This is a genomic window from Pseudomonas sp. 21 (genome assembly GCF_000955805.1).
Classification (GTDB): Bacteria; Pseudomonadota; Gammaproteobacteria; order Pseudomonadales; family Pseudomonadaceae; genus Pseudomonas.
On sequence record NZ_JYOA01000010.1, the window covers coordinates 645968 to 656730 of the forward strand.

Genomic DNA, 10763 nt, shown 5'->3' on the forward strand with positions numbered 1-10763 from the left:
TTCGATTTTGTTCATATGGAAGGTCGTGGCCTGCCCTGAGACAAGCTGTCGCGCGACACCCCGTCGCGCGGCAACCCACCACTCCAGCCTGCGGGGGGCGGGCGCGTAAGATCGATGCAGTTTCTTGAGCGGCGTCAATGCGGATGCTGGTCCATTCTGGTTGAGCGGCGAAAGAAATCCGAACCGACGAGAGATCGGTGGTCAGAAACACAGACATCACGCAAGAACGCCCTGCGCATGCGCAAGGTACGGTGCCCGACCCTTCCGTGGGGTTGGCGTCAGCCTGAAGAGGAATCGTCATGTTCGGATTAGAGGCGCTCGACCTGGCCCGGATCCAGTTCGCCTTTACCGTGTCCTTCCACATCATCTTCCCTGCCATCACCATCGGCCTCGCCAGCTACCTGGCGGTGCTCGAAGGCCTGTGGCTGAAGACCCATGAGGAGGTCTACCGCGACCTCTATCACTTCTGGTCGAAGATATTCGCCGTCAACTTCGGCATGGGCGTGGTCTCCGGCCTCGTCATGGCCTACCAGTTCGGCACCAACTGGAGCGCCTTCTCGGCCTTCGCCGGGAGCGTCACCGGCCCGCTGCTGACCTACGAAGTGCTGACCGCCTTCTTCCTGGAGGCCGGCTTCCTCGGCGTCATGCTCTTCGGCTGGCACCGCGTCGGCCCCGGCCTGCACTTCTTCGCCACGGTGATGGTGGCGATCGGCACGCTGATCTCGACCTTCTGGATCCTCGCTTCCAACAGCTGGATGCAGACCCCGCAGGGCCACGAAATCGTCAATGGCATCGTGGTGCCGGTGGACTGGCTGGCGATCATCTTCAACCCGTCCTTCCCCTACCGCCTGCTGCACATGGCGATCGCCTCGTTCGTCGCCACCGCCTTCTTCGTCGGCGCCTCGGCGGCCTGGCACCTGTTGCGCGGCCGCGATAATCCGGCGATCCGCAAGATGCTCTCGATGGCGATGTGGATGGCGCTGATCGTGGCGCCCATCCAGGCGATGGTGGGCGATGCCCACGGCCTGAACACCCTCAAGCACCAGCCGGCGAAGATCGCCGCCATCGAAGGCCACTGGGACAACAGCGAAGGCGGCCCGACGCCGCTGATACTGGTTGGCTGGCCGGACATGGAGCGCGAGGAAACCCGCTTCAAGATCGAGATTCCGGTACTCGGCAGCCTGATCCTGAACCACAGCCTGACCGAGCCGATCCCGGCGCTGAAGGACTTCCCGAAAGCCGACCGGCCCAACTCCACCATCATCTTCTGGTCGTTCCGCATCATGGTCGGCCTGGGGCTGCTGATGATCCTGGTGGGCCTGTGGAGCGTCTGGCTGCGCTGGCGCAAGCAGCTGTTCGAGAGCCGCGCGTTCCTCCATCTGGTGTTGTGGATGGGGCCGTCCGGCCTGATCGCAATCCTCGCCGGCTGGTTCACCACCGAGATCGGTCGCCAGCCGTGGGTCGTCTACGGGCTGATGCGCACCTCGGACGCAGTGTCCAACCACAGCGTCGCGCAGATGAGCCTGACCCTGGTGATGTTCGTGCTGGTGTACTTCAGCCTGTTCGGCGTGGGCATCGGCTACATGATGCGCCTGGTGCGCAAGGGCCCGGTCACCCACGAAGGTCGCGAGACCAGCCATGGCGGCGCTGGCCAGAAACGTACCGCTGCGCGGCCGCTGTCGGCCACCGAAGAGGGGTTTGACGACGATGACAGCACTGACGCGGGGAGGAACTGAGCCATGGGAATCGATCTTCCGCTGATCTGGGCGATCATCATCATCTTCGGCGTGATGATGTACGTGGTGATGGACGGCTTCGACCTGGGGATAGGCATGCTCTACCCGTTCTTCAAGGACGAGGCCGACCGCGACGTGATGATGAACACCGTCGCGCCGGTCTGGGACGGCAACGAGACCTGGCTGGTGCTGGGCGGCGCGGCATTGTTCGGCGCCTTCCCGGTGGCCTATTCGGCTGTGCTCTCGGCGCTGTACCTGCCGCTGATCCTGATGCTCGTCGGGCTGATCTTCCGCGGCGTGGCCTTCGAGTTCCGCTTCAAGGCGCGGGCCAACAAGCGTCACCTGTGGGACAAGTCGTTCATCATCGGCTCGCTGGTGGCGACCTTCTTCCAGGGCGTGGCGCTGGGTGCCTTCATCGAGGGCATCCCGGTGGAAAACCGTGCCTTCGCTGGCGGCTCGCTGGACTGGCTGGCGCCGTTCCCGCTGTTCTGCGGCCTCGGCCTGGTCGTGGCCTACAGCCTGCTGGGCTGCACCTGGCTGATCATGAAGACCGAAGGGCGCCTGCAGGAGCGCATGCATGACCTGGCCAGGCCGCTGGCGCTGGTGCTGCTGGCGGTGATCGGCATCGTCAGCCTGTGGACCCCGCTGGCCCACGAAGACATCGCCCAGCGCTGGTTCAGCCTGCCGAACCTGTTCTGGTTCCTGCCGGTGCCGCTGCTGGTGCTGCTGACCTTCTACGGCCTGCTGCGCTCGGTGGCGCGCAATGACCACGTGAAGCCGTTCCTGCTCACCCTGGCGCTGATCTTCCTCGGCTACAGCGGGTTGGGCATCAGCCTGTGGCCGAACATCATCCCGCCGTCGATGTCGATCTGGGACGCCGCGGCGCCGCCGCAGAGCCTGGGCTTCATGCTGGTGGGCGCGCTGTTCATCATCCCCTTCATCCTCGTCTACACCGCGTGGAGCTACTACGTGTTCCGCGGCAAGGTGAAGCACGGCGACGGCTATCACTAGAGGTGCGCGGCATGACTCACGAGGAGCAGGAAAAGGCGCCGCTGCGCAAGCGGCTGGGCTGGCTGGTGCTGATCTGGGCGCTGAGCGTCGCCGGCCTGGGCGTCGCGGCCTGGCTGATGCGCCTGTTCATGAGTGCGGCGGGGCTGGGTACCCCGCACTAGTTTCGCGCAACCGATCCCATCCGGGCGTTGTTCGCGGCGCCCGTTCCCACATCCCTCGCTGGTGCTTCCCGCGGGGGATTTTTTTGTGCTCTTCGTAGGAGCGAGCTCGCTCGCGAACCGGCCTGACGCGGGAGTCGCCAGTGAATGGGTTCGCGAGCAAGCTCGCTCCTACAGGTACGGTTGGGCGTCGGTGATCAGTGCAGCTTGTCGCGCTTGGCCAGGGTGGGGAACAGCTTCATCCACGCGCCGGTGACGACCAGCGTACCGACACCGCCCAGCACCACCGCCGGCACGGTGCCGAGCCAGTGGGCGGTGAGGCCGGATTCGAATTCCCCCAGCTGGTTCGAGGCGCCGATGAACAGGCCGTTCACCGCGCTGACCCGTCCGCGCATCTCGTCCGGGGTTTCCAGCTGCACGAAGGCGCCGCGGATGACCATGCTGATCATGTCCGCCGCGCCCAGTACCACCAGCACCGCCAGGGAGAACCAGAAGGACGTCGAGAGGCCGAAGGCGATGGTGGTGACGCCGAACACCCCCACGGCGGCGAACATGATTCGCCCGACGTTGCGCTCGATGGGGAAGCGCGCCAGCCAGAACGACATCAGCAGCGCGCCCACCGCCGGGGCCGAACGCAGCAGGCCCAGGCCCCAGGGACCAGTGAGCAGGATGTCCTTGGCGAACACCGGCAGCAGCGCGGTGGCGCCGCCCAGCAGCACGGCGAACAGGTCCAGGGAGATGGCGCCGAAGATATCCGGGCGGCTGCGGATGAAGCGGATGCCGGCCAGCAGCGATTCCAGTGTCGCCTTGCCCTGCGCCGCCGGCGCCTGGCGTTTGGGCAGGGTGAGCACCAGCGTGCAGGCGATGAAGTACAGCACCGCGGTGGGCGTGTAGACCCAGAAGGCGCCGAAGGCATAGAGGAAGCCGCCGAAGGCCGGCGCGGCGATGGTCGCCGCCTGCATGGCCGAGGCCGATGCCGCCACTGCACGGGGGAACAGCGCGGTGGGCACGATGTTCGGCAACAGCGCCTGGGTGGTCGGCATCTCGAAGGCCCGTGCAGTGCCCAGCAGGAAGGCCATCACGAAGATCATCTCGCGGGTCACGTTGTCAGTGCTGGCGCCGATCACCAGCGCCACGGCGATCAGGCCCTGGCCAATCTGGCAGAGCGAGGCGATGCGCCGGCGGTCGTAGCGGTCGGCGACGTGGCCGGTGTGCAGCATGAACAGCACGCGCGGGGTGAACTCCACCAGTCCCACCAGGCCGAGGTCGAGCACGTTGTGGGTCAGCTCGTAGATGTGCCAGCCGATGGCCACGGTGATCATCTGGAAGGCGCTGGCGGTGCAGACGCGGGCCAGCCAGAAGGCGAGGAAGGGGCGGTGACGCAGCAGGGACGTGGCTTCGGCGGTCATGGAAAGTGCTTTTGTTAGGAGCCTAAGCAAGGGCTGCGCAGCGTAGCACGCTGTAACACTTTTACGCCTGTCGTCGGCGAAACCCGCAATTGGCGAATAGTCTCGACCTGTCGACTAAAATTTTCATCGCCGCGACAAGCTGCCCGATTGACTTTGCTTCGCACTATTGAGGTGCGTTAAAGTTGACAGAAGAGTCAGGTTTTACTGCAGGATCTTTCCTTCGGCGCCATCCCCGAGACGCCCGCGATTCCGCGGCCTCCGAACTCTCTCCAGCACAGAAAAAACGACATGGGCGGGCCTTCACCGTCCAGAGGATGAACCATGTCCAACCGTGATATTTCCCGGCGCGCCTTCCTGCAAGGCGGGCTGATTGCCGGTGTCAGCGTGACCATGGCGCCGCTCGGCAGCCGGGCCTTCGCTGCCCTGATGGAAAACTCCGTCACCGTCTCACCCCAGCAGTGGATGGGCCACGACGGCAAGGCGCGTTTCCGTAACGACGCGCTCTCCAAGGTCTGCGGCAACAAGGTGTTCGCCCGCGACATCCGCTCCAGGGACATGCCCGGCTGGCCGCAGCAGCAGGGCCACGCCATGCTGCTCAAGACCATCAAGGCCGACCGCATCTTCGACGGCATCGACCTCGCCTGGCTGGGCGCTGACCTGCAGCCCGACCGCATCGTCACCGCCGAGGACCTGGACAAGGACGGCATCGTCTTCCCCGAAGCCCACGCCCCGGACCCGCTGCTGCCGCGCGGCAAGGTGCCGATGTTCATCGGCCACCCGGTGGCCATCCTGATCTGGAACGACTTCGAGCGCTTCCGTCAGGCCAAGCTGAAGATGAAGTTCAACGACAAGGCGATCCGCTACGGCGCGCAGGCCCCGCTGTACCAGGGCGACCCCTACGGCAGCTTCCGCTACGTGCGCGTCGGCGGGGCGACTTCGGCCGATCCGGACGAGTTCTCCAGCCTCAAGGACTCGATCCTCTTCCCGATGATCCGCGAGCGCAAACCGGTGTGGAACCAGCAGCCCAACCAGCACGGTGACCTCACCGAGCAGGGCCTGTTCTACGCGCAGAAGATCAAGGACCAGATCGAAAACCCGCCGGAGAACTGGCTGGTCTTCGACGAACGCTACAAGACCCCGTCCATCGAGCCGGCCGCCATGGAGCCGGACAACGGCAACGGCTGGTACGACCCGGCGAGCAAGACCCTGCACTTCGTGGTCGCCACCCAGTGCCCGTTCGAAGCGGCCTACGAGACGGCGCACATGATCTCCCCGTCGCGCTTCGGCCTGGCCAAGCTGAACATGCACCCCGGCTACACCGTGGGTTACGGCTCCAAGGACCACAACATCTTCGTCTACTACGCGGCCCTGGCTGCGCTGTACGGCAACGGTGTACCGGTGCGCCTGGCCAACGACCGCTACGAGCAGTTCCAGAGCGGCATCAAGCGCCACCCGTTCGACATCCGCTACCAGCTCGCGGTGGACAAGAAGGACATGACCTTCAAGATCTTCCGCACCGAGATGAGCGTGGACGGCGGCGGTCGCATCAACTACAGCCCGTCCGTGGCCGCCGTGGGCGCCACCGCTGCGCAGTCGATCTACTACATGCCGCAGAACGACCTGCAGGTGACTGCCTACCATTCCCGTGCCGTCGAGGCCGGGTCCATGCGTGGCTACGGCACCCTGCAGAGCATGGCCGCCACCGAGATGATGGTGGACGAGATCGCCGGCCGCCTGGGCGTCGACGCCATCGAGTTGCGCCGCGTCAACGCGCTCAAGTCCGGCATGAAGAACACCCAGGGCGCGATCCCTGCCGGTGCCCTGCGCCTGCACGAGATCCTCGACAAGGCCGCCGCCCACGAGTGGTGGAAGACCCGCGACGCGCGCAAGAAAGAGATGGATGCCAAGGACCCGGACCACTGGTACGGCGTCGGCTTCGCCATCTGCCAGAAGGACTTCGGCACCGGCTCCGAAGCGCCCATGGCGAGCATCGAGTTCGATGCGACTGGCAAGGTGCACATGCGCCATATCGGCATCGAAATCGGCACCGGGATGTCCACCTCCCAGGCGCTGGTGGTGGCCGACTTCCTCGGCAAACCGGCGGACGAGATGAAGACCGCCGAGACCGAGTGGCCGGAACTGCAGCTGCTCAGCGGTGAAGACCCCTACACCATGAGCCAGCCGACCCAGGACGAGAAGCTGCGCAACCCGCGCTGGGTCGGCAAGTACGCCTCGGCGTCGTCGGCGACCAACTCGGCCTACTATTTCAGCCACGCCACCCGCGAAGCGGCGCGCGTGCTGTTCAACCACGGCCTGTGGCCGGCGGCCCTGGAAATCTGGCGTCGCGGCCCGTTCAACGGCGCGGCCAACCCGCTGGTGGTGCGCCGCGAGGACGCCCACTGGGTCGACGGCAAGCTCACCGCCAACGGCCTGCAGCCGCTGTCGTTCGCCGAGCTGGCGCAGGTCGCCCACGAGAAGGGCCTGGTCACCGGCGCCACCGTCCACGGCTTCAACCGCTGGAGCTGGGCGGAGTGCGACTACGTCATCGACGGCGTGCGCGACCGCCTGCCGCTGGACGCCCTGGCGGTGAAATACGGCGACGGCGCACCCAGCGTGAAGAAAGCGCAGATGAACAGCGCCGGCTTCCACCTGCTGGATCGCCAGAACGTGGCCTATCCGCCGGTGCAGCTGAACAACGCCGCCGTGACCTACTACAGCCCGGTGGCGACTATCGTCGAGCTGAAGGTGAACAAGGGCAACGGCGAAGTCAGCGTGCTCAACCACCACAGCTGGATCGAGTGCGGTCGCGTGCTGGTGCCGGAACTGGTGAAAGGCCAGATCGAAGGCGGCACCGCCATGGGCATCGGCCATGCGCTGCTGGAAGACATGCCGCTGTACGAGGGTGGCCCGGGCGAGGGCGACTGGAACTTCAACCGCTACCGTCTCCCGAAGGCGAAAGACGTAGCCGTCTGGCAGCAGAGCTCGGAAATCCTTCCGCCGCTCTCGCCCAGCGACCCGTCCAAGGGCATCGCCGAAGTGGTGATGATCCCGGTGGTCGGCGCCATCAGCAACGCCGTGGCCCACGCCATCGGCAAGCGCGTCCGCGACCTGCCCATCACCCCCGCTCGCATCAAGGAGGCCCTCCATGGCTAACCGTCCGCTCAACCTGACCTTGAATGGTCAAACCGTCGGTCCGGTCGAGGTTCCCGAGGACCTGCCGATGATCGACTACCTGCACGAATACCAGAACCTCACCGGTTCGCGCCTGGGCTGCGGCCAGGGCATCTGCCATGCCTGCGTGGTGATCGTCGACAACCCCGACGGCACCAGCGAGGAAGTGCGCACCTGCATCACCGGCGCGCACTACTTCGAAGGCAAGAAAGTGCGCACCATCGAGGGCCACGCCAAGCGTGAGGAAGACGGTTCGGTGAAGGAACTGAACCCGATCCAGCAGAAGTTCGTCGACCGCTTCGCCTTCCAGTGCAGCTACTGCGCGCCGGGCTTCGTCAACGCCGCCACCGTGCTGGTGGAGAAGGCCCAGCGCCAGCCGCTGAGGAAGAGCGAGCTGGAGTCGACCATCGAGGCGAGCCTCGGCCACCACATCTGTCGCTGCACCGGGTACGTGCGTTACTACGACGCCACCCGTGAAGTGCTGACCGATCTCGGCCTGGTCAAGGAGGGTTGAGCATGCAGCGCATTCTTTCCGGCCTCGCGCTGGCTGTCGGCCTCGGCCTGGCGGTCGGCGCACAAGCCGCTGACCAGGACCTGATCAAGCGCGGCGAGTACGTCTCCCGCGCCGCCGACTGCATGGCCTGCCACACCGCCGAGGGCGGCGCGCCGTTCGCCGGCGGCCTGCCGATCCACTCGCCGTTCGGCACCATCTATGGCAGCAACATCACCCCGGACAAGGACTTCGGCATCGGCAACTACAGTGCTGACGAATTCTTCGCCGCCCTCACCGAGGGCAAGCGCAAGGAAGGCGCCAACCTTTACCCGGCCATGCCCTACACCTCGTACCACCTCATCAAGCGCGAGGATAGCGATGCCCTCTACGCCTACCTGATGAGCCAGACTCCGGTGCACCGCGCCGCGCCGGAAACCAGCCTGGGCTTCCCGTTCAACGTGCGCCTGGGCCTGAGCGGCTGGAACATGCTCTACGGCAAGAGCGTCCAGCTGGAAAACGCCGAGGGCAAGAGCGAACCCTACAAGCGCGGCCAGTACCTGGTGGAAGTGCTCGGCCACTGCGGCGAGTGCCATACCCCGCGCAACCAGATCGGTGCCCTGCAGCAGGACAAGCGCCTGACCGGCGGGCTGCTCAACGGCTACAGCGCCCCGAGCCTGCTGGCCCAGGACCTGGCCGAGCGTGGCTGGACCAGCGCCGACCTCACCGGCTTCCTCAAGCACGGCATGAGCCCGCAGGGCAGCATGTTCAACGAGATGTTCCCGGTGATGCACCTGAGCACCCAGCACCTGGGTGACGAGGACCTGGCTGCCATGTCCACCTACCTGCTCGGTGAACAACCGCCGCAGGCCAAGGTGGTCCAGGCCGTGGCCGAGGACAAGCTCAGCGACAGCGCCAAGCGTGGCCGCCAGCAGTACCTCAACGTCTGCGCCGGCTGTCATGGCAATGACGGCGAGGGCAAGCCGCACATCGCCGTGGCCATGCAGGGCAACACCACCCTGCGCCTGGCCGATTCGCGCAACCTGGCCAAGGTCATTGTCGAGGGCATCCGCGAGCAGCAGTTCACCGGTTTCGAGCGCATGCAGCCGATGCCGGGCTTCGCCGACAAGCTCAGTGACGAGCAGCTCACCGACCTGATCAACTACCTGCGCCAGGCCTGGGGTGGCTTGCCGGGCGACATGGGCGTACAACAGGTCGCTCAACTCAAAGCGGAGTGAGTCGTGCAGCATCTCGATCTGCAAGTAGTCCGGCAGGCGCTCCAGTGGTCCAATGTCGGGCAGCGTGTATGGCTGTGCAGCGTGCTCTTCACCTACGGCTCGGCGCCCCGCGCGCCGGGCTCGCTGCTGGCGGTCAACGCCAGCGGCCAGTGGGTGGGCTCGCTGTCCGGCGGCTGCGTCGAGGATGACTTCCTCGAACGTGTCGCCGAAGGCGAGTTCAGCGAGCCGGTCGTCGTCGTGCGCTACGGCGACGGCACCGATACCCGCAGCAATATCCGCCTGCCCTGTGGCGGCATCCTCGACGTCCTGGTGGAAAACCTCGCGCCCGATTGCGACGTGCAGGCCCACCTGCGCGAACTGGAGTCGGCGCTGCTCGGCCAGCGCCGCCTGCTGCGCGAAGTGAACCTGCAGGACGGCAGCCGCCGCCTGAGTGACGACCACGAGCACGGCCCGCGCGTGGAGCGTGACGAAGCCAGCGTTCGCCTGCGCGTCGGTGCGGCACAGCGTCTGCTGTTGGCCGGCTATTCCAGCGTCGCGCACTTCTGCGCGGAGTTCGGCAAGGGCCTGGGTTTCGAGGTGATCCTTTGTGATCCCCGCGAAGAGGCGCTGGATGGCGTGGTGCTGGACGGCATCGAAATCCGCCGCGAGCTGCCGTCGATCTTCATCGCCAATGGTGGCTGCCACGCGGACACCGCCGTGGTCGCCCTGACCCACGACCCGAAGATCGACGACCTGGCGATGCTCGAGGCCGTGCGCACCGAGGCGTTCTATATCGGCGTCATGGGTTCGCGCACCACCTCCGACAAGCGCCGCGAGCGCCTGCACCGCATCGGCGGCCTGAACGACGCTGAACTGGCGCGCGTGCATGCCCCCATCGGTCTCAACCTCGGCAGCAAGACCCCGGCGGAAATCGCCCTGGCCGTGCTCGCCGACATCCTGCGTACCCGCAGCGGCATCGCCCGCGAGGCGCTGTGACGGTCGTGGCGCTGGTCCTGGCCGCCGGCCAGGGCTCGCGTTTCGGCTCGGACAAGCGCCGCGCGACCCTGCCCGAAGGGCGTAGCCTGCTGGCGCATAGCGTCGAACGCGCGCTGGGGGTGTTCGATGAAGTCCGGGTGGTTCTGCGTGACGGCGAGCGGGCGGAGGATTTCCACCTGCCCGCCGACTGCCGGGTTATCCATAGCCCGGATGCGGCGCTCGGTATGGGGCACAGCCTGGCGGCCGGTGCGGCGTCGCTGATCGACTCTCAGGCACAGGCGGTTGCCATCCTGCTGGGCGACATGCCGTGGATCGCCCCGCAAACCCTGCGTGCGTTAACGGCAGCGGCCAGCCCCTCGGCCATCCTCTTCCCGCTTCACGATGGCCAGCGTGGGCACCCCGTGCTGTTCGGTCGCGACTTCTGGCCGGAGCTGACGCAGCTCACTGGTGATGAAGGTGCCCGGGCGGTGGTGCAGGCGAATCGAGATCGTTGCATCACCCTTGAAGTTGCTGATGCGGGTGTACTGCGCGATGTCGACACTCCGGCCGCACTAAACCTGTAGGAGCGGGCCATG

Annotated in this window: 9 protein-coding genes; 8 read left to right on the top strand and 1 reads right to left on the bottom strand. The window is 66.1% G+C overall.

The features are described from left to right. Window positions 1-299: 299 nt before the first annotated feature. From UB43_RS24855 to UB43_RS24865, 3 genes are read left to right on the top strand one after another with little or no spacing between them, the layout of a single operon-like run. Window positions 300-1736, top strand: a complete 1437-nt coding sequence (locus tag UB43_RS24855) for a cytochrome ubiquinol oxidase subunit I (RefSeq protein ID WP_045216577.1) — start codon at window positions 300-302, stop codon at window positions 1734-1736. Between the two features lie 3 nt (window positions 1737-1739). Next, the gene (cydB, locus tag UB43_RS24860; protein ID WP_045216579.1) at window positions 1740-2747 is read left to right on the top strand and encodes a cytochrome d ubiquinol oxidase subunit II; all 1008 of its coding nucleotides are present in this window, start codon (window positions 1740-1742) and stop codon (window positions 2745-2747) included. An 11-nt stretch (window positions 2748-2758) separates the two neighbouring features. Then, on the top strand, window positions 2759-2908 hold the full coding sequence (locus UB43_RS24865; RefSeq protein WP_037007166.1) for a DUF2474 domain-containing protein: 150 nt from the start codon (window positions 2759-2761) through the stop codon (window positions 2906-2908). Window positions 2909-3102: 194 nt separating this feature from the next. Here UB43_RS24865 and UB43_RS24870 read toward each other — a convergent pair whose 3' ends face one another. Then, window positions 3103-4314: an MFS transporter gene (locus UB43_RS24870; protein ID WP_045216582.1), complete on the bottom strand. Its 1212-nt coding sequence runs from the start codon at window positions 4312-4314 to the stop codon at window positions 3103-3105. Between the two features lie 321 nt (window positions 4315-4635). On the opposite strand from UB43_RS24870, the gene UB43_RS24875 reads away from it, so the two are divergent. Genes UB43_RS24875 through UB43_RS24895 form a run of 5 tightly spaced genes read left to right on the top strand, consistent with a single transcriptional unit; the run spans window position 4636 to window position 10751 of the window. Continuing rightward, the gene (locus tag UB43_RS24875; RefSeq protein WP_045216585.1) at window positions 4636-7467 is read left to right on the top strand and encodes a xanthine dehydrogenase family protein molybdopterin-binding subunit; all 2832 of its coding nucleotides are present in this window, start codon (window positions 4636-4638) and stop codon (window positions 7465-7467) included. Then, a complete protein-coding gene (locus UB43_RS24880) occupies window positions 7460-7999 on the top strand; it encodes a (2Fe-2S)-binding protein (protein ID WP_045216587.1) in 540 nt (179 codons plus the stop codon). Before UB43_RS24875 ends, UB43_RS24880 begins: the two co-directional genes overlap by 8 nt. A gap of 2 nt (window positions 8000-8001) precedes the next feature. Beyond that, a complete protein-coding gene (locus tag UB43_RS24885; protein WP_045216590.1) occupies window positions 8002-9213 on the top strand; it encodes a cytochrome c in 1212 nt (403 codons plus the stop codon). 3 nt (window positions 9214-9216) lie between these two features. Next, the gene (locus UB43_RS24890; protein ID WP_045216592.1) at window positions 9217-10188 is read left to right on the top strand and encodes an XdhC family protein; all 972 of its coding nucleotides are present in this window, start codon (window positions 9217-9219) and stop codon (window positions 10186-10188) included. Continuing rightward, a complete protein-coding gene (locus tag UB43_RS24895; protein WP_045216594.1) occupies window positions 10185-10751 on the top strand; it encodes an NTP transferase domain-containing protein in 567 nt (188 codons plus the stop codon). The genes UB43_RS24890 and UB43_RS24895 overlap by 4 nt, the downstream gene beginning before the upstream one ends. Window positions 10752-10763: the final 12 nt, after the last annotated feature.

Excerpts from the sequence above, each read along its gene's own strand:
- UB43_RS24880 (WP_045216587.1), top strand. The coding sequence starts at position 7,460 with ATGGCTAACCGTCCGCTCAACCTGACCTTGAATGGTCAAACCGTCGGT.
- cydB (WP_045216579.1), top strand. The coding sequence starts at position 1,740 with ATGGGAATCGATCTTCCGCTGATCTGGGCGATCATCATCATCTTCGGC.
- UB43_RS24855 (WP_045216577.1), top strand. The coding sequence starts at position 300 with ATGTTCGGATTAGAGGCGCTCGACCTGGCCCGGATCCAGTTCGCCTTT.
- UB43_RS24865 (WP_037007166.1), top strand. The coding sequence starts at position 2,759 with ATGACTCACGAGGAGCAGGAAAAGGCGCCGCTGCGCAAGCGGCTGGGC.
- UB43_RS24885 (WP_045216590.1), top strand. The coding sequence starts at position 8,002 with ATGCAGCGCATTCTTTCCGGCCTCGCGCTGGCTGTCGGCCTCGGCCTG.
- UB43_RS24870 (WP_045216582.1), bottom strand. The coding sequence starts at position 4,314 with ATGACCGCCGAAGCCACGTCCCTGCTGCGTCACCGCCCCTTCCTCGCC.
- UB43_RS24875 (WP_045216585.1), top strand. The coding sequence starts at position 4,636 with ATGTCCAACCGTGATATTTCCCGGCGCGCCTTCCTGCAAGGCGGGCTG.